General features: G+C 73.7%; 15 protein-coding genes. 5 read left to right on the top strand and 10 right to left on the bottom strand.

Going from position 1 to position 17,628, the window contains the following annotated elements; translation table 11 throughout:
- Positions 1 to 13: 13 nt before the first annotated feature.
- Positions 14 to 664, top strand: a complete 651-nt coding sequence (locus ACIO3O_RS06160; RefSeq protein WP_401742533.1) for a TetR family transcriptional regulator — start codon at positions 14 to 16, stop codon at positions 662 to 664.
- 13 nt (positions 665 to 677) lie between these two features.
- On the opposite strand, the gene ACIO3O_RS06155 is transcribed toward ACIO3O_RS06160, so the two are convergent.
- From ACIO3O_RS06155 to ACIO3O_RS06145, 3 genes are all read right to left on the bottom strand, one after another.
- Positions 678 to 1,901 carry a serine hydrolase domain-containing protein gene (locus tag ACIO3O_RS06155; RefSeq protein ID WP_401742531.1) on the bottom strand — a complete coding sequence of 408 codons (1,224 nt, stop codon included), beginning with the start codon at positions 1,899 to 1,901 and terminating at the stop codon, positions 678 to 680.
- 48 nt (positions 1,902 to 1,949) lie between these two features.
- Positions 1,950 to 2,903 carry an aldo/keto reductase gene (locus ACIO3O_RS06150; RefSeq protein ID WP_401742529.1) on the bottom strand — a complete coding sequence of 318 codons (954 nt, stop codon included), beginning with the start codon at positions 2,901 to 2,903 and terminating at the stop codon, positions 1,950 to 1,952.
- 113 nt (positions 2,904 to 3,016) lie between these two features.
- Complete coding sequence (locus tag ACIO3O_RS06145; RefSeq protein ID WP_401742526.1) at positions 3,017 to 4,018, bottom strand: ABC transporter substrate-binding protein; 1,002 nt, start codon at positions 4,016 to 4,018, stop codon at positions 3,017 to 3,019.
- Positions 4,019 to 4,372: 354 nt separating this feature from the next.
- Between ACIO3O_RS06145 and ACIO3O_RS06140 the strand changes: the two genes are divergently transcribed.
- Positions 4,373 to 5,014: an HAD family hydrolase gene (locus ACIO3O_RS06140; RefSeq protein ID WP_401742524.1), complete on the top strand. Its 642-nt coding sequence runs from the start codon at positions 4,373 to 4,375 to the stop codon at positions 5,012 to 5,014.
- 61 nt (positions 5,015 to 5,075) lie between these two features.
- On the opposite strand, the gene ACIO3O_RS06135 is transcribed toward ACIO3O_RS06140, so the two are convergent.
- Positions 5,076 to 5,327: a hypothetical protein gene (locus ACIO3O_RS06135; RefSeq protein WP_401742521.1), complete on the bottom strand. Its 252-nt coding sequence runs from the start codon at positions 5,325 to 5,327 to the stop codon at positions 5,076 to 5,078.
- Positions 5,328 to 5,523: 196 nt separating this feature from the next.
- Here ACIO3O_RS06135 and ACIO3O_RS06130 point away from each other — a divergent pair, with 196 nt between their 5' ends.
- Positions 5,524 to 5,907, top strand: a complete 384-nt coding sequence (locus tag ACIO3O_RS06130) for a cold-shock protein (RefSeq protein ID WP_189825350.1) — start codon at positions 5,524 to 5,526, stop codon at positions 5,905 to 5,907.
- 4 nt (positions 5,908 to 5,911) lie between these two features.
- Here ACIO3O_RS06130 and ACIO3O_RS06125 read toward each other — a convergent pair whose 3' ends face one another.
- From ACIO3O_RS06125 to ACIO3O_RS06110, 4 genes are all read right to left on the bottom strand, one after another.
- Positions 5,912 to 6,760 (bottom strand): 1,4-dihydroxy-6-naphthoate synthase, encoded by an 849-nt coding sequence (locus ACIO3O_RS06125; RefSeq protein ID WP_401742520.1) that lies wholly within the window; start codon positions 6,758 to 6,760, stop codon positions 5,912 to 5,914.
- Positions 6,753 to 7,391: a futalosine hydrolase gene (locus tag ACIO3O_RS06120; RefSeq protein ID WP_401742518.1), complete on the bottom strand. Its 639-nt coding sequence runs from the start codon at positions 7,389 to 7,391 to the stop codon at positions 6,753 to 6,755. The genes ACIO3O_RS06125 and ACIO3O_RS06120 overlap by 8 nt, the downstream gene beginning before the upstream one ends.
- A gap of 5 nt (positions 7,392 to 7,396) precedes the next feature.
- The gene (locus ACIO3O_RS06115; protein ID WP_401742516.1) at positions 7,397 to 7,882 is read right to left on the bottom strand and encodes a DUF2771 domain-containing protein; all 486 of its coding nucleotides are present in this window, start codon (positions 7,880 to 7,882) and stop codon (positions 7,397 to 7,399) included.
- A 162-nt stretch (positions 7,883 to 8,044) separates the two neighbouring features.
- Entirely contained in the window at positions 8,045 to 9,430 is a 1,386-nt protein-coding gene (locus ACIO3O_RS06110) for an MFS transporter (RefSeq protein ID WP_401742513.1), read from the bottom strand.
- 300 nt (positions 9,431 to 9,730) lie between these two features.
- Between ACIO3O_RS06110 and ACIO3O_RS06105 the strand changes: the two genes are divergently transcribed.
- A complete protein-coding gene (locus ACIO3O_RS06105) occupies positions 9,731 to 10,639 on the top strand; it encodes a DUF3027 domain-containing protein (protein ID WP_401742510.1) in 909 nt (302 codons plus the stop codon).
- Positions 10,640 to 10,738: 99 nt separating this feature from the next.
- Here the strand turns inward: ACIO3O_RS06105 and ACIO3O_RS06100 are convergent, their stop codons facing one another.
- Positions 10,739 to 11,629, bottom strand: a complete 891-nt coding sequence (locus tag ACIO3O_RS06100) for a hypothetical protein (protein ID WP_401742508.1) — start codon at positions 11,627 to 11,629, stop codon at positions 10,739 to 10,741.
- A gap of 179 nt (positions 11,630 to 11,808) precedes the next feature.
- Here ACIO3O_RS06100 and ACIO3O_RS06095 point away from each other — a divergent pair, with 179 nt between their 5' ends.
- Complete coding sequence (locus tag ACIO3O_RS06095; RefSeq protein ID WP_401742505.1) at positions 11,809 to 14,955, top strand: sacsin N-terminal ATP-binding-like domain-containing protein; 3,147 nt, start codon at positions 11,809 to 11,811, stop codon at positions 14,953 to 14,955.
- 102 nt (positions 14,956 to 15,057) lie between these two features.
- On the opposite strand, the gene ACIO3O_RS06090 is transcribed toward ACIO3O_RS06095, so the two are convergent.
- Positions 15,058 to 17,481, bottom strand: a complete 2,424-nt coding sequence (locus ACIO3O_RS06090; RefSeq protein WP_401742503.1) for an HAD-IC family P-type ATPase — start codon at positions 17,479 to 17,481, stop codon at positions 15,058 to 15,060.
- Positions 17,482 to 17,628: the final 147 nt, after the last annotated feature.

The following is a 17,628-nucleotide window of genomic DNA, read 5'->3' as shown; positions in this document are numbered from 1 at the left end:
AAGGAGAAGGCCCATGCAGGAAAGGGCGGCGAAGACGCGCCAGGCCGTGCTGGAAGCGGCTGCCGAAGAGTTCGCCGAGCAGGGCTACGAGGGTGCCTCGCTGCATCAGGTGGCCCGGCGGGCGACCACCTCGGTGGGCTCGCTGACCTTCCACTTCAGGACCAAGACGGCGCTCGCCCACGAGGTGCGCGTCACCGGGCGGACCCGCCTGGAGCACGGGCTGCGGGACCTCGCCCCCGCCGCCGACCCGCTGTACGAGCTGCGCACGCTGCTGGCCCGGCTGGCCGGGCTGGTGCGGGAGGACCGGTTCGTACGCGCCGCGCGCCGACTGGAGACCGACTGCCCGCAAGGGGCACAGCCGTTGTCCCGGATCTGGCTCCCGCCGCTGCGCACCCTGGTCGACCGCTCGTGCCGGGCCCGACGGCTGCGCCCCGGTGTGTCGTACGAGGACGCGGTGACCCTGCTCGTGCACCTCGCCCGGGGAACCCTGACCGCGCACGACGTGACGGGGGAGGCGGACGATCTCGGGGGCGCCGGGGAAGCGGACTGGGACGCGGTCTGGGACATCGTCCTGCACGGTCTCGCGGCCGACCTGCCCGAGCATCCGGATCTGCCCGAGCAGCCGGACCTGCCCGAGCAGCCGGGCCGTACCGACCGGCCCTGACCCCCACTCGCCGTCACGCCTCCCGCAGCGCCTTCGCCACCGCGCCCGCCACCTCCTCCAGCACTCCCGCCCCCGGCCCCGCCGTCAGCCGGTTGTGCACCCAGGCGGCCCCGGCCCGGACCCGCGGCCATGCCTGGTAGGCCACCCCGCCGGGCCCCTGGTGGCCGAAGGCGCCGGAGCGGACGGACGGGTGCAGCCCCTCGTCGAGCAGTTGCAGGCCGCCCTCGCCGTACGCGCTGACCCCGCCCAGCAGCGGGTCCAGGCCCTCCACCCAGAAGCTCCGCGCCTGGTCGAGCGTCCGGCGCGACAGCAGCAGCGGCTCCTCGCCCGGGGCCCGGACGGCGTCCGCCGCCAGCACGCCCTGGAGCCGGGCGAGACCCCGTGCCGACGCGTACACCCCCAGTGAGGGGACGACCGCGCGCCGCCGCCGGTCCTGGTTCCACACCCCGGCGTCCGCCGGGAACGGGGACGGGTTGTCCCACACCCGCCGGAACAGGTCGGCCCCGCCGCCCAGCGCCCGGAACCGGGCGTGGAAGTCCGCGTCGTACGAGATGTGCGCGGCCTGCGGCAACTGGTCGGGGACGAGCCCGAAGTGGACGTCCAGGCCCAGCGGCCCCGCGATCTCCTCCAGGAAGAACAGGTCGAGCTCGCGGCCGTCGACCCGGCGCACCACCTCGGCGACGATCCAGCCCGCCGTCCACGGCCCGTGCAGCACGCCCTGGGCCCGGGGGTCCTCCTCCGGGCTGTGCAGTTCCAGCAGCGCGGCCATCATGTGCGGGTCCTCGATGTCGCGCTGGTCGAGATCGGCCGCCATGCCGGGCAGCCGGGCGGTGAACGTCAGCACGTCCCGCAGCGTCACCGCGCCCTTGCCCCGTACCGCGAACTCGGGCCAGTAAGCGGCGATCGGCAGATCCAGCTCCAGCGCGCCCATGTCGGCGAGCAGCAGGACCGCCGTGGCGAGGACCCCGTGGGAGCCCGTCAGCACCGGCTGGAGGGTGTCGCCGGTCCACGGCGTGCCGGAGTGGGGGTCGGCGGTGCCCTGCCACAGGTCGACGACCAGTTCGCCGTCCCGCACGACCGCGAGCGCGGCGCCCTGCGATCCGGGCCGGCCCGCGTCCCGGCAGGCCCGTTCGAAGAGGGGGCGTACGGAGGAGAAGCCGGGCGCGGTGGTCCCCCGGACGCCGGTGGACGTCGGCCACGGATGCGGCGGCAGGGGACGGGTCAACGAGAGCGTCATGGTGAGAACTCCGAAGAGGGAGAAGGGGATGGGGAAGGGGGTGGAGGGCTACGTCTCGGGAGCGCCCGACGGGTAGGGGAGGAACTCCAGGTCGGTCAGGTCCTGTTCGGTCAGCCGGAGCCGTTCGGCGCCCAGGTTCTCCGTCAGGTGGTCCCACGCCCTGGTGCCGGGCAGCGGCACCACGTGCTCGCCGAGCCGCAGCAGCCACGCCAGGGAGACCTGCGCGGGCGTGGCCCCGTGCCGGTCGGCCACCTGGGCGACGGCCCGGGCGAGCGCGAAGTTGTGCCGGATGGCACGCGGGGCGAAGCGGGGCTGGGTGCGCCGCCAGTCGCCCGGCGGCAGGTCCTCCGGGCGTGCCAGCGTCCCGGTCAGCAGGCCCCGGCCGAGCGGGGCGCCGACCAGCAGCGCGAGCTGGCGTTCCACCGCGTACGGCACCACGTCGTCGAGCCCGCAGCGGGTGAACAGCGACACCTCGGCGGCCATCGCCGCCGCCCCGTGCACGGCCTCGGCGGCCCGCGCCTGCTCCACCGTGACGACGGGCAGCCCCAGCATGCGGATCTTCCCCGCCCAGACCTGCTCGGCCAGCGCGCCCCAGCTCTCCTCCAGCGGCACGCCGGGATCGACACGGCGCAGCAGGTAGAGGTCGATGTGATCGACGTGCAACTGCCGCAGGCTCTCGTCCACCGCGGCCCGCAGCTCGCGCGGGGCACCGGCCGGGCGCAGCGATCCGTCCGCGTCGCCGTGCAGGCCGCCGCCGGTGCACAGCACCACTTCGTCCCGGCGTCCCCGGACGGCCTCGCCGATCAGGCGCTCGTTGCCCCCGGCCGCGTAGGCACCGGCGGTCTCGATGAGGTTGACCCCGAGATCCATCGCCTCCCGGACCAGGGAGACGGCCTTGTTCCGGTCCCGCAGGGCCGGGGCGTACCGGTAGGAGAGGCCCATCGCCCCCAGCCCCAGCCGGCCGACGACCGGCCCGTCCCTGCCCAGTGTTGTGGTCCGCATCCTGCGAGAACTCCCTTCGGCACGACGGAAAGCGACCCCCTCATGTCACCAGCCCGCACCGCCGAGGGACAGCAACCCGCTCCTACTTGCCGATCTCCGACGACTTCGCCACGTCACCCCCCGCCCGGTGCCTGACGGGTCGTCAAGTGTTGTTGGAGTTCGGTCAGTACGCGGTCCGCCGCGAGGTAGCCGGGGCTGCGCACCCACACCTCGTCGTCGACCGGGAAGGCCCGGCCCGCCCGCACCGGCGGCAGTGCCCGCCACGCCGGGGAGGCCAGCGTGCGGGTGCGGCCCGCGGCGGCCGGGTCGCCGTAGGTGGAGTGGAAGAGCACGGAGGCGCCCGCCCCCGCCAGCGCGATGCGGGCGGGCCCGATGTCGTACGAGAAACCGTTCGCGGCCCTGGCCGTCACCGGCGGGCGGCCGAGCCCGACGTCGGCGAGGACGACGCCCAGCGAGGTGCGGCGGCCCTGGATGCGGATGTCGGCCCCCTCGACGAAGCGGATCACGCTGACCTTGGTGCGCGCGGCGGCGGCCGTCCCGCCGAGGGACTCGGTGACGCGGGCGGCGTGCGCGGTGTAGGCGGCGACCGTGCGGGCCGCCTCCCGTTCGCGGCCCAGGGCCGCGGCATGGATCTGGAAGCCGTCCTTCCAGGAGTCGCCGGAGTCGTCGGTCATGACGGTGGGGGCGATGGCCCGCAGCTCCGCGTAGGTGTCCTCGTGGCGGACCTTCCCGGCGAGTATCAGGTCCGGTCTGAGGGCGGCGACGGCCTTCAGGTCGGGGTTCATGGACTCGCCGAGGTCCTGCACGCCGGTGAGCCGCGCGGCGGGCAGGTAGCGGGGGAAGCCGGACGGGGCGTCGCCGTGGGTGGCGCCGACGGGGGTGACGCCGAGGGCGAGCGCGGAGTCGAGCCCCGCGGTGTCGAGGACGACCACCCGCCTCGGTACGGCGGGAACGGTCACGTCGCCCATCGCGGTTTCGACGGTACGGGTGCCACTCGCGCTCTTCGGGGCCGAACCGGGAGCGCCGGGAGCGCCGGGGGAGGCCGTGCAGGCGGCGAGGGTGGCGAGGGCGGCGGCGAGGCAGAGCGCGGCGAGGGGGCGCGGCGCACGGTGCATGAGCGGAGTTCCTTGAACCTCGGGCGGGGCGGGGGAGCGGGGAGCCGAAGGACGGGGAGGGGAGCTGGGAGGGCCGAAGGGCGGGGAGCAGGGAGGGCTGAAGGGCGGGGAAGGGTGAGCGGAAGGGCGCGGAGGGGAGCGGTGAGCTGAGGCAGGAGGGGAGCAGGGGGGGCCGAAGGGCGGGGACGGGTGAGCGGAGGGGAGCGGTGAGCCGAAGGCAGCAGGGGAGCAGGGGGGGGCCGAAGGACGGGGGGTGTGGGGAAGGCGTGCGTACGTGCAGGTGAGCGTGTTAGGTGACCCTAAGCGTTGGTGCGGGCCTCGGACACCCCCGCGGCGCAGCGGCACAATGGCCGCATGACGACCACCACCCCCGCCCAGCCCCTCACCGCCCCCTTCGCCGTCGGCTTCGACCTCGACATGACGCTGATCGACTCGCGCCCCGGCATCCGCGCCACCTACCGGCGGCTGTCTGCGGAGACCGGCGTGGCGATCGACGCCGACCTGGTGGTCACCCGGCTCGGCCCGCCGCTGGAGCAGGAGATCGCGAACTGGTTCCCGGCCGACCGCGTCGAGGAGGCGGCGGACCTCTACCGCTCCCTCTACCCCTCGTACGCGATCGAGCCCACCACGGCACTGCCCGGCGCGCACGAGGCGGTCGCGGCGGTACGGGAGGCGGGCGGCCGGGTCATGGTCGTCACCGGCAAGTGGGAGCCCAACGCCAAGCTGCACCTCGCCCACCTGGGCATCGAGGTCGACGTGCTGGCGGGCAACGTCTGGGCGGAGGGCAAGGCGCTGGCCCTGCGCGAGGAGGGGGCGCGGATCTACGTCGGCGACCACCTGGGCGACGTCCGGGGCGCGAAGGCCGCCGGCGCGCTCGCGGTGGCGGTCACCACGGGCCCGTACGCCGAAGCACCCCTGCGCGAGGCGGGCGCGGACGTGGTCCTGCCCGACCTGACCGCCTTCCCCGCCTGGCTGCGCACCCTGACCGCACGCTGACGGGCCGTCTGGTTCCGGCCAGCCCCGCCGGGGCGGCCGTTCACCCCGTACGGGCCGGGGCTCAGCCCCGCGCGGCCCGGCGCTGTGCCGCGATCGACGTCAGCACACCGGCCGCCGCGATCACAAAACCGACGCCCATCAGCATGCACACCGCGTACGCGATCGACGGGAACGGCTCGGTGCCCAGGAACAGCGGCGCCATCGTGACCAGCGTCGCGATCGCGCCCACGAAGAAGACGACTCCACCGACGCGAACCAGCCGATCGCCGGCCGTGGACTCCGCGGACTCTGTCGTACGGGTTTCATTGCTCACCCGGCAAGGGTAGTTCCCAAGCCCTGGGAGTCGGCCCGGGGCCCGAGGGGCCCGGGGGAGCCCCCGGCGACTCTTGTCAGCGGCGAACAGACCATTAGCCTAATGAGTGGCGGGTCACTGGAGACCCGCTGTAGTGCTATCCGGACCCGTTTTCGCGGCTGTCCGGACCCGACGAGTACGAGGACGAGGACAGACGGTGCCTACCGGCAAGGTCAAGTGGTTCAACAGCGAGAAGGGCTTCGGCTTCCTCTCCCGCGACGACGGCGGCGACGTTTTCGTCCACTCCTCGGTGCTCCCGGCCGGTGTCGAGAGCCTCAAGCCCGGACAGCGCGTCGAGTTCGGTGTCGTCGCAGGTCAGCGCGGTGACCAGGCTTTGTCGGTGACGGTCTTGGACCCGACCCCCTCGGTGGCCGCAGCCCAGCGCCGCAAGCCCGACGAGCTGGCCTCCATCGTCCAGGACCTCACGACGCTCCTGGAGAACATCACCCCGTCCCTGGAGCGGGGCCGCTACCCCGACAAGGCCGCGGGCAAGAAGATCGCGGGCCTGCTGCGCGCGGTGGCGGACCAGCTCGACGTGTAGGAGCTCAGGGAAAACTCAGCGCATCGCGGCCGAGGGGCGGAACGAGCCCTTCGGCCGCCGCGCGTTCCAGCAGCCCGCGCACGGCCGCGTACCCGTCCTCGCCGAGGTCGGCGCTGAACTCGTTCACGTACAGCGCGATGTGCTGGTCGGCGACCGCCGGGTCCATCTCCTGGGCGTGCGCGGAGACGTACGGACGCGAGGCCTCGGGGTCGTCCCACGCCATCGTCACGGACGTCCGCGCGGCCTCGGCCAGCTGCCGCAGCCGCTCCTCGCCCAGCGAGCGCTTGGCGATGATCGCGCCGAGCGGGATGGGCAGCCCGGTGGTGGCCTCCCAGTGCTCGCCCATGTCGGCCAGCTTGTGCAGCCCGTAGTTCTGATAGGTGAAGCGTGCCTCGTGGATGACGAGACCCGCGTCGACCTTGCCGTCCCGCACGGCGGGCATGATCTGGTCGAAGGGCATCACCACGACCTCGCCGACCCCGCCCGGGACGACGTCGGCGGCCCACAGCCGGAACAGCAGGTACGCCGTCGAGCGCTCGCTCGGCACGGCGACGGTCTTGCCGGTGAGGTCGACGCCCGCGTCCTTCGTCAGGACCAGCGGCCCGCAGCCCCGCCCGAGCGCCCCGCCGCACGGCAGCAGCGCGTACTCCTCCAGCACCCACGGCAGCACCGCGTACGACACCTTCAGCACGTCGAACTCGCCGCGCTCGGCCATGCCGTTCGTGATGTCGATGTCCGCGAAGGTCACGTCGAGCGCGGGTGCGCCGGGGATCCGGCCGTGCGCCCAGGCGTCGAAGACGAAGGTGTCGTTGGGGCAGGGCGAGAAAGCTATGTTCAGCCGGTCGTCAGTCATGTGGGGTCCAACCCTCCAGTACGGGTGCGATCTTCCCGAAGGCGTCGCTCAGCGCACCGAGCGCGTCCCCGATCCGCCAGGCGTCGCGGTCACGCGGCCCCACCGCGTTGGACACGGCGCGGATCTCCAGCACCGGCAGCCCGAACAGGGCGGCGGCCTCCGCCACCCCGAAGCCCTCCATCGCCTCGACGGCGGCCCCCGGGTGCCGGGTGCTCAGCTCGGCGGCGCGGGCGGCGGTGCCGGTGACGGTGGAGACGGTGAGGACGGTGCCGGTGACGGCTCCGGCGGCCTCGCTGGTCACTCGTACGAGATCGGCCGGAGGCAGGTGTTCCACGGTGCCGAAGCCGAGGCCGGTGACGGGCACGTACCCCTCGGCGGTCTGTGCGCCCAGGTCGGCGGCGACGATCGCGTCCGCGACGACCACGGAGGCGAGCGGGGCCCGGCCGGCGAACCCGCCGCCGATGCCCGCCGAGACCACCAGGCCGTACGACCCGGTGGCCAGCGCGCGGGCGGTCGAGGCGGCGGCCGCGGCGGGCCCGACACCGCCCGCCAGGACGTCGAAACCGGCCCCGCACGCACGCGTGACCGCGTCCCGCTCGGCGGGGACCGCGGTCACGACGAGGATGTCCACCGGGCTCAGGCGGCCTTTTCCAGCTTGAAGTTCCAGGAGCCGATGAGCTTGTTGCTGCCGGTCTCCACGATGCTCAGGACGACCTCCTTGGGGGCGGGCGAGCCGTCCTGGCGGGGGCCGAAGAAGGCCGAGCCGGGGAGGGTGCGGTACGTCTTCTTGTACGGCTCGCGCTCGGCCTGCTCGCCGTTGAGGAACAGGGACCAGCCGTTCTCGGCGACCTCGGGGTCCACGCCCAGGCGGAGGGTGTCCTCCAGGGAGAGCTTGACGGTCTCCGCGGGCTTCTTGTTCAGGCAGGCCTTCATGTCCTTCTCGGCGATGCCCTTGTCCGCGTCGTAGCAGTTCGCTTCGGCGTTGACCGAGGTCGAGCCGACCGTGACGGTGGCGCGGGGCGTCGGCTTGTCGCAGGCGGAGAGGACGAGCAGCCCGGCAGCGGCAACGCCGAGGGCGGCAGTGGTACGGCGGGCCTTGCCCGTGAACAACGCAGCGGTCATGCGCGAAGGCTATCGCTCCGGACGCGCTCGGCTGCGCCGGGGGGTTTACGGGGTGTCCCGGGCCGGGGCGGGGACTGCGTGCGTGCCGTCCGGCGGCTGCGTGAGCGTGGCCCGGCGGCTGCTGGAGCGCCGGGCGGCAGCTGCGTGAGCGTGGTCCGGCGGCTACTTCAGTGCCGTGCGGCCCTTGGCGCGGGCGGCCCGCAGGAGGCCTCGGACGGCGATCAGCGCGCCCAGTCCCACCAGGGCCGCGCCCACGCCCATGCCCAGCCACGCCACCAGCGGCAGCGCGATGCCGATCGCGCCGCCCACCACCCAGGCGACCTGGAGCAGGGTCTCGGAGCGGGCGAAGGCCGAGTTCCGCACCCCTTCCGGCACGTCCCGCTGGATCAGTGCGTCCAGCGACAGCTTCCCCAGCGCCTGGCACAGGCCGGCCACCGCGCCCAGCACCGCCACCAGGAACCCGCTGAAGAACACCGAGGTCAGCACGGACACCCCGAGGGCGACCCCGAGCACGGTCGCGATGATCAGCTCCGGGGCGCGCGACTTCAGCCAGGCCCCGACGGCCGTCCCCACCGCGTTCCCGAGCCCCGCCGCGACGCCGACGATGCCGAGCGAGACGGCCGCGCTCTGCCCGCCCAGCGGATGCTGCCGCAGCAGGAAGGCCAGGAAGAAGATCAGGAACCCGGACAGGGCCCGCAGCGCCGCGTTCGCCTGGAGGGCGTGCACCACGGACGGCCCCACGTCCCGCAGCCCCGTCTTCGTCTGCGCCTCGCCGACGTGTTCCGCCGCCAGATGGGCCCGCCGTTCACCCTTCGCGGAGTCCACCTTCCCGGGCATGGAGAAGGCCAGGAAGGTCCCCGCGACGAACACGAGGAACGCCCCGTACAACGGCCACGCGGGCCCGATCCGCTGCAGCCCGGCCCCGATCGGAGCAGCGGCCCCGGTGGCCAGCAGCCCCGCGAGCGTCACCCGCGAGTTCGCCTTGACCAGCGAGAACCGTGGCGGCAGCAGCCGGGGCACGACAGCGCTCCGCACCACCCCGTACGCCTTGGACGCCACCAGCACCCCCAGCGCGGCGGGATACAGCTCGATCCCGCCGGTCGCCACCGCCCCCGACATGGCCAGCGCCAGCACCGCCCGGGCGAGCATGGCCCCCGCCATCGCGGCCCGCCGCCCGTGCGGCAGCCGGTCGAGCAGCGGGCCGATGACGGGGGCGAGAAGAGTGAACGGCGCCATGGTGATCGCGAGGTAGAGGGCCACCCGCCCCCGGGCCTCGTCCGTCGGTACCGAAAAGAAAACGGTCGAGGCGAGCGCAATTGTGATCAATACGTCGCCTGCGCCGTTGACGGCGTGCAGCTCGATGAGTTTCCCGAGGCCGGACTCGCCTGCTCCGTTCGCGTGGGTGGCCCGCCGGATGCCCTTCGCGGTGCCGGTGAACGGCAGGTGGAGGGCATGTCCCACCGCCCGGCCCGCCTTGCGCAGCGGCCCAGTTGGGGCGGAGATGCGTGACGACGTACGAGTACCGGCCACCACGTCATAGTGCCCCAACGACGCGCCGACCCCACACGACCCGAACCGGGATTCGGACGTGCAGGTGGGATGGGGGCGGCGGAGGGGGTAGCGTGCGTAGCGCGCCACCGGCGGTTGTCCTCGGCCGCGCGCCTCTCAGCGATCCCGCAGAATGGTTCGCGGAAGGTGTGCCCGAGACACGTAGACAGGACAGGACCGGGCGCGGACGTCGACGCGGCCCCTTGGTCCGCTCCGCCCGCGGCTCGTACATCCGACATCCGTCTACATCGCTCCTCGGCAGGCGCACCCGTGATACGGCGTAGGAGAGAAGCGAAACCTGTGAGTGCTGCGACGACGAGAAGCCGTACCCCCGACCGTCTGTGCGCCGAAGCGGTCGACCTCGCACGCGAGGCCGCCGAGGAGGCGGCCTTCCCGGGGGTGGTGGGCGAGCACGTCTCTCTCTTCTCCGAAGGCGACCGGGTGGTCACCCACCTCTTCGAGGCCAAGGAGCCGGGCTACCGGGGCTGGCGCTGGGCGGTCACCGTCGCCCGCGCCTCCCGCGCGAAGTTCGTGACGATCGACGAGACCGTCCTGCTCCCCGGCCCCGACTCCCTCCAGGCCCCCGAATGGGTGCCGTGGAGCGAGCGGCTGCGTCCGGGCGACATGGGCCCCGGCGACCTGCTGCCCACCGAGGCCGAAGACCTCCGCCTGGAGCCGGGCTGGACGGGCGAGGACGCGCCCCCGCCCAATTCCCTGCTCTCGGAGGAGATGGAATCCCTCGTCGAGGCCGAGGACGCCGAACTGGCCACGGCCACGGTCCCGCCCGTCCGGGGCTCCATCACCTCCGTCGCCGAGGAACTCGGCATGCGCCGGGCCCGGGTCCTGTCCCGGTACGGGCTCCACCTCGCCGCCGACCGCTGGGACGAGGAGTACGGGGCGAAGACCCCGATGGCCCAGGCGGCCCCGGCGACCTGCGTGTCCTGCGCCTTCCTGATCCCCGTCTCGGGCTCGCTCGGCCAGGCCTTCGGCATCTGCGCCAACGAGTTCGGCCCGGCGGACGGGCACGTGGTCTCGCTCTCGTACGGCTGCGGGGGCCACTCGGAGGCGGTCGTCCCCAAGCCCGGGAAGCAGCCGGTGCCGGTACTGGACTCGATGGCCGTCGACGCCTTCCCGCTCCGCCCGGACCCGGACGGCGGCTCGGTGTCCGGTGCCCCGGACCCGGAGTCGGAGGATCTGGGCCACTCCTGAGGCGGGTCCTTCGGCCGACGTGGGGTGATGCGGGGCCGCCGGGCGCGGCCTTCCCTCACCGCCGGGCGCGGCCTGATGCCGGCCGGGCGCGGCCTCCTGTCAGCCGGACAGCAGCAGCGAGAGCAGCATCGTGGTGCCGACGAACGCCGGTACGGCTCCCACGGCCGCCAGCAGCAGGGTGCGGAAGGCGAAGCCGACCGTGAGGGGGCGACTGGCCCGGGTCGGTCGCTGAGGGTCGTACAGGAGGTCCACCTTTCCGGAGACCTTGTCGGAGAGGCCCCAGACCGTGACGACCGACGGAACGCCCCGGTGGTACTGCCCGTCGAGCGTCGTGTAGGCCAGCTTGGAGAATTCCCACAGATGGCCGCCCCTGTCCCAGATGTGTACGTATCCGATGACTTCGCCGACCACTCCGATGCCCCGCAGCCGCAGCAGCCACAGGGACCGGACGCGCTGCCCGACCCGCCACAGCACGATTGAGCCGGTCAGCATCGCGAGCTCCGTCGCCGCGAGCCGGTAGAAGAGACCGTCCACCGGCGGGGCGAGCAGCCCGGCGAGCAGGAACAGCGGGGCGAGGAGCAGGGCCAGACCGGCGTACTGGACCAGGAGGCGCGCGCGGCGCCCCAGGTTCCGAGGTCCCCAGGAGCAGGGCGCCGCGATCTCCCGCCGGACGCGTACGGGGCCGTCGGCGGGGCCTGCCGCACGGATCGCCCGGTGCAGCCGGTCGGCGAAGGCCTCCGAGGCGACGGGGCTCGCGGCGGGCAGCAGCACCTCCGTCCCGAGACCGTGGTCGCCGGAGCCCTCCGCCAACGCGATCCGGACCCGGCCGTCCCCGGTCAACTCGGCGGTGTGCAGGGCCCGCACCGGTATGTGCCAGGTGCTGGGGCCCCTCACCAACTGCACGCGCGCCCCGTCGAAGCGGGCGGTGCCGCCCCGGTCGGTCAGGACGACCTCCGGGGTGCCGTCCCGACGCGCACCTGTGTTTGTCATGCACGGAGCATAGGGCGACGGCGGTGGAGGGCGCCGGGCGTTGGAAGATCCGCCGCCGGCGTGCGGGGCCGCCGCACCCGGCCGCCCCACCAGGACTGACCTTGCCCCCACCGGGCAGGGGCAAGGGTCCACGCGCGATACGTTGCACGCCGCAGCACCCACGACAGAGGAGCACCACCGTGAGCGTTCAGGAGACGGACACCCCCGGGGCCGACACGGGTGAGGACTCCACCCCCGGCGACCCCTTCGGCACCGCCCGGCTGCGGCGCGGGGTGCTCGACGCCTGGACCGCCACCCCTGCCCGGTTCCGCGAGGACGCCAACGCCGAGGAGGACCTCGCCCTCGGCGGGTACCGGGACCGCCTCGTCGTCGAGCTGGCCCAGAACGCCGCCGACGCGGCCGGGCGCGCCGGGGTCGAGGGGCGGCTGCGCCTCACCCTGCACCCCGCCACCGTCGACAGCCCCGCCCTCCTCGCCGCCGCGAACACCGGCGCCCCGCTGGACGCCGCCGGCGCGGAATCCCTCAGCACCCTGCGGGCCTCCGCCAAGCGCGAGGACACCGAGACCGCCGTCGGCCGCTTCGGCGTCGGCTTCGCGGCCGTACTCGCGGTCAGCGACGAGCCCGCCGTGCTCGGGCGGCACGGCGGCGTGCGGTGGTCCCTCGCCGAGGCCAGGGGCATGGCGGAGGAGGCCGCCGCGCAGAAGAGCCCCGGGCTGGCCGACGAGTTGCGGCGTCGGGACGGGCATGTGCCGTTGCTGCGGCTGCCGTTGCCCGCCGAAGGCAGCGCGCCGGACGGGTACGACACGGTGGTGGTGCTGCCGCTGCGCGATCCCGCCGCCGTCGCCCTCGTCGAGCACCTCCTCGCCGCCGTCGACGACGCGCTGCTGCTCACCCTGCCGGGGCTGACCGAGGTCGCCGTCGACACCCCGGAGGGCGTACGGACCCTGACCCGGTCGGTGCACGGGGCGTACACACACGTCGACGACAGCGCGCACGGCCTCACCCGCTGGCGCACCGCAACCGCCTCCGGCCCCCTCACCACCGACCTCCTCGCCGACCGGCCCGTCGAGGAGCGGCTGCGGCCGCACTGGGCCCTGACCTGGGCCGTTCCCGTCGACGAGGACGGCTCGCCGCTGCCGCCCCGGACCGCCCGCGTCGTACACGCGCCGACGCCCACCGACGAGCCCCTCGGCGTGCCCGCGCTGCTCATCGCCTCCTTCCCGCTCGACACCGCACGCCGTCACCCCGCGCCGGGACCGCTGACCGCCTTCCTGGTGGAGCGGGCGGCCGACGCGTACGCCGAGCTGCTGGGGGAGTGGGAGCCGGTCGGCGTCGGGACGATCAGCCTCACCCCCGGGCCGCTCGGCAAGGGCGAGCTGGACGGCGCGCTGCGCGCCGCGATCGTGGCGCTGCTGCCCCGCATCGCCTTCCTCCTGCCCGCCCACCCGACCGAGGAACAGCCCGCGCTGCGCCCGTTCGAGGCGGAGGTCGTGGAGGGGGCGGGCGAGGAGACCGTACGGATCCTCTCCGAGGTCCTGCCGACCCTCCTGCCCGCCGGGCTCGAACGCCGCACGGAACTGCGCACGCTGGGCGTCGGCCGCCTCCCCCTCGGCGACGCCATCGAGCGGATCGCGGGCGCGGAGCGGGCTCCCGGCTGGTGGCACCGGCTGTACGAGTCCCTGGCGGGCGTCGACCCGGACCGGCTCGCCGGACTTCCCGTGCCGCTCGCCGGCGGGCGGACGGCCGTCGGCCCCCGGCAGGTGCTCCTGCCGCTGCCCGACGCGTCCGCCGACGCGGCCCGCCGGCTCGCCCGCCTCGGGCTGCGGGTGGCGCACGCCGACGCCGCCCATCCGCTCCTGGAGAAGCTGGGCGCGCTCCCCGCGACGCCGCGCGCGGTGCTCACCACGCCGCAGGTACGGACGGCCGTGGCCGCTTCCCTCGACGGCTCCGACGTGTGGGACGAGGACGCGCTCGACGCGGAGGAGCTGGTCGACGCCGTTCTCGGTCTCGTACGGGACGCCGACCTGGCCCCCGGCGACGAGCCCTGGCTCGCGGCGCTCGCCCTCCCCGACGAGGACGGCGAACTGTCCCCGGCGGGGGAGCTGGTCGTACCGGGAAGCCATTTCGCGCAGGTCATGAGGGAGGACGAACTCGCCCTGTGTGACGGTGAATTGGTGGATAAGTGGGGCGAAGCGACGCTTGCGGCGGTCGGTGTGCTGGCCAACTTCGCTCTCGTGCGGGCGACGGACGTCGTGCTCGACCCGGACGAGTTCGAGCCGCGCGACGGCGACTTCGCCGAACCCGACGACGCCGGGCTCCTCGACGCCGTCGACGTGTGGTGCGAGGACGTCCTCGACCGGCTGCCGGACACTCCGCTGCCGCCCGTCGCGACGGAGATCGTGGCGGTACGGGACCTGGAGCTGGTCGACGACGACAAGTGGCCGCAGGCCCTCGCGCTGCTGGCCCGGCCCCCGCTGCGGGACGCCCTCACCCAGCAGGTGCGGGTGCTGCTGCCCGACGGCACGACGCGGTCCGTACGCCCGTACACGGCGTGGTGGCTGCGCGACCACCCGGTGCTCGACGGCCGCCGCCCGGCGGGGCTGCTCGCGGCGGGCGGGGACGCGCTCCTGGAGGGCCTGTACGACGAGGCCGACGCGACCGGCTTTGACGACGAGCAGGTGCTGCGGGCGCTCGGGGTCCGCACGTCCCTCGCCTCGCTGCTCGCCGAGCCGGGCGGGGCGGCGGAGCTGCTCGGGCGGATGACCGATCCGCAGAGCGTGGTGACGACCTCGCAACTCCACGCGCTCTACACGGCATTGGCCGACCTCGACCCCGAAACGGTCACCGTCCCCGAGGAGTTGTGCGTGGTCACGGACGGGCGGGTGGAGGTCGTGGACGCGGCCGACGCGCTCGTCGTGGACGCCCCGGACCTCCTCCCGCTGACGGTCGGGCTGCCGCTGCTGCCGGTCGCCCCGTCCCGCGCGGGCGCGCTCGCCGAACTGCTCCAGGTGCGGCGGCTGAGCGAGACCGTACCGGCGGAGGTGACGTCGCAGGGGACGGAGCACGCGGTGCCGGACGAGGTGCGCGAGCTGCTGGGCGCGGCGACCCCGTCCTCGTACTACGAGCACGAGGAACTCCGCGCGGGCGGCGTGGAGCTGGACTGGCGGCGGACGCCCGACGGGTCGCTGCACGCGGCCACGCTGGAGGGCGTGGCGGCGGGGCTCGCCTGGGCGGCGGGCCAGTGGCCGAGGCGCTTCGAGGTGGCGGCCCTCCTGGAGGACCCGACCCGGACGGCGGAACTGGCGCGCAACCGCTGGTTCGACTAGCGGGTACGACGGAGGACTTCGACCAGCGAGTACGACGGAGGGCGGGGCCCGGCCGGTGCATCCGGCCGGGCCCCGCCCCCCCCCGCAGCGCTCAAGCCGCCCTTACGCGGGCCACTTCTTGCCGACCCAGCGCCACGCCAGCTCCAGCAGCGCCGCAGCCGCCACCGCGATGCCGACCGCCGTCCACGGCATCGTCGTCCCGATCAGCTTCAGCGCGAAGAAGTTCTGGAGCCACGGCACGACCAGCACGATCAGGAAGCCCAGGCCCATCGCCGCGACCAGCCCGATCCGCCACCACGTGTACGGGCGGGCGATGATCGCCAGGACCCACATGGAGACCAGGAAGAGGGTCAGCGTCGCCGCGCTCGTCTCGGCCGCCAGGGCGTCCGGGCCGGTGTAGTAGTGGCGGGCGATCAGGTACGTCGTGAAGGTGGAGACGGCCGCGATGGTGCCGCTGGGGATCGCGTACCGCATCACCCTCTTCACGAAGTGCGGCTTCGCACGCTCCTTGTTCGGGGCGAGTGCGAGGAAGAAGGCCGGGACGCCGATGGTGAGGGTGGAGAGCAGCGTCAGGTGGCGCGGCAGGAACGGGTAGTCGACCTGCGAGCACACCACCAGGATCGCCAGGAGCACCGAGTACACGGTCTTCGTCAGGAAGAGCGTCGCGACCCGCGTGATGTTGCCGATGACGCGGCGGCCCTCGGCGACCACCGAGGGGAGGGTCGCGAAGCTGTTGTTGAGGAGGACGATCTGGGCGACGGCCCGCGTCGCCTCCGAGCCCGAGCCCATCGAGACGCCGATGTCCGCGTCCTTCAGGGCCAGGACGTCGTTCACGCCGTCGCCCGTCATGGCGACCGTGTGGCCCTTCGACTGGAGGGCGGCGACCATGTCCCGCTTCTGCTGCGGGGTGACCCGGCCGAACACCGCGTTCTCGTCGAGGACCTTGGCCATCTCCGCCTGGTCCGTCGGCAGCGTCCGCGCGTCGACCGTGTTCTCCGCGCCCGGCAGCCCCAGCTTCCCGGCGACCGCGCCCACCGACACCGCGTTGTCGCCGGAGATGACCTTCGCGGCGACGTTCTGGTCCGCGAAGTAGGCCAGGGTCTCGCCCGCGTCGGGGCGCAGACGCTGCTCCAGGACGACCAGGGCCGTCGCCTTCGCGCCCGCGCCGATCTTCGGGTCGGTCAGGTCCGAGCCCGTGGCCCGGGCCAGCAGCAGGACGCGCAGGCCCTGGGCGTTCAGGTCGTCGATCTCGGCCAGGGCCGGGTCCCCCTGCGGCAGCAGGACGTCCGGCGCACCCAGCAGCCACGTCGAGTTCTCGCCCGTACCGTCGCTGAAGGACGCCCCGCTGTACTTGCGCGCGGAGGAGAAGGGGAGGGATTCCAGGACCCGCCACTCGGCCTCGTCCGGGTAGGCCTCCTTGATGGCCTGCAGGCTCGCGTTCGGGCGCGGGTCGGACTCGCCGAGCGCGCCGAGCACCTGTCGTACGTACGTCTCGTCCGCCCCGCCCAGCGGGCGGAGCTCGGTGACGTCCATGCCGCCCTCGGTGAGGGTGCCGGTCTTGTCGAGGCAGACCACGTCGACGCGGGCCAGGCCCTCGATGGCCGGGAGTTCCTGGACGAGGCACTGCTTGCGGCCGAGCCGGATGACACCGATGGCGAAGGCGACCGAGGTAAGGAGCACCAGCCCCTCGGGGATCATCGGGACGATGCCGCCGACGGTCCGGGCGACCGAGTTCTTGAAGTCGTTGTCCTTCACGACCATCTGGCTGATGATCAGCCCGATCGCGGTCGGGATCATCATCCACGTCACGTACTTGAGGATCGTGGAGATGCCGGTGCGCAGCTCGGAGTGGACGAGCGTGAAGCGGGACGCCTCCTCGGCGAGCTGCGCCGCGTACGCCTCCCGGCCGACCTTCGTCGCGGTGAACGCGCCGCCGCCCGCCACCACGAACGAGCCCGACATCATGACATCGCCCGGCTTCTTCAGCACCGGGTCCGCCTCGCCCGTAAGCAGCGACTCGTCGACCTCCAGGCTGTCGGCCTCGGCGACCTCGCCGTCGACCACCACCTTGTCGCCCGGGCCCAGCTCGATGACGTCGCCGAGCACGATCTCCGAGGTCGAGATCTCGGCGGCCACGCCGTCACGGCGCACCGTCGGCTTCGCCTCGCCGATGACCGCGAGCCCGTCGAGGGTCTTCTTGGCACGCAGCTCCTGGATGATGCCGATGCCGGTGTTCGCGATGATCACGAAGCCGAACAGGCTGTCCTGGATCGGCGCGACGAACAGCATGATGATCCACAGCACGCCGATGATCGCGTTGAAGCGGGTGAAGACGTTGCCCCGGACGATCTCCGCCGTCGAGCGGGAACTCCGTACCGGTACGTCGTTGACCTCGCCCCGCGCGATCCGTTCCGCCACCTCGGCCGAGCTGAGGCCACTCGCGCGCACGGCGACGGCCCCTTCGGAGGCAGGCGGTTTCACCGGGTGTACGGGGTCCAGCTCCGAGCCCGCGTCAATGTGCGTCATGGCTCCGACGGTACGGCCGGATGTTCGGGTTCACCCGTCGAGTGCGCGAATTTCAGGGCCACCGGGAGGCAAGATCCGCCCGGGGGACGATGCGGGCCGACCGGGAGTCGTACACAACGGGCGACTTCGGTCGGTTACGGGACGACT

It is taken from the genome of Streptomyces sp. NPDC087440 (genome assembly GCF_044744005.1).
Lineage (GTDB): Bacteria > Actinomycetota > Actinomycetes > Streptomycetales > Streptomycetaceae > Streptomyces.
The sequence above is the reverse complement of the archived record's forward strand: the minus strand, read 5'-3'. Positions and strand labels throughout refer to the sequence as shown.

Coding starts and splice junctions, on each gene's coding strand:
- ACIO3O_RS06160 (WP_401742533.1), top strand. CDS start 14: ATGCAGGAAAGGGCGGCGAAGACGCGCCAGGCCGTGCTGGAAGCGGCT.
- ACIO3O_RS06155 (WP_401742531.1), bottom strand. CDS start 1,901: ATGACGCTCTCGTTGACCCGTCCCCTGCCGCCGCATCCGTGGCCGACG.
- ACIO3O_RS06150 (WP_401742529.1), bottom strand. CDS start 2,903: ATGCGGACCACAACACTGGGCAGGGACGGGCCGGTCGTCGGCCGGCTG.
- ACIO3O_RS06145 (WP_401742526.1), bottom strand. CDS start 4,018: ATGCACCGTGCGCCGCGCCCCCTCGCCGCGCTCTGCCTCGCCGCCGCC.
- ACIO3O_RS06140 (WP_401742524.1), top strand. CDS start 4,373: ATGACGACCACCACCCCCGCCCAGCCCCTCACCGCCCCCTTCGCCGTC.
- ACIO3O_RS06125 (WP_401742520.1), bottom strand. CDS start 6,760: ATGACTGACGACCGGCTGAACATAGCTTTCTCGCCCTGCCCCAACGAC.
- ACIO3O_RS06115 (WP_401742516.1), bottom strand. CDS start 7,882: ATGACCGCTGCGTTGTTCACGGGCAAGGCCCGCCGTACCACTGCCGCC.
- ACIO3O_RS06100 (WP_401742508.1), bottom strand. CDS start 11,629: ATGACAAACACAGGTGCGCGTCGGGACGGCACCCCGGAGGTCGTCCTG.
- ACIO3O_RS06090 (WP_401742503.1), bottom strand. CDS start 17,481: ATGACGCACATTGACGCGGGCTCGGAGCTGGACCCCGTACACCCGGTG.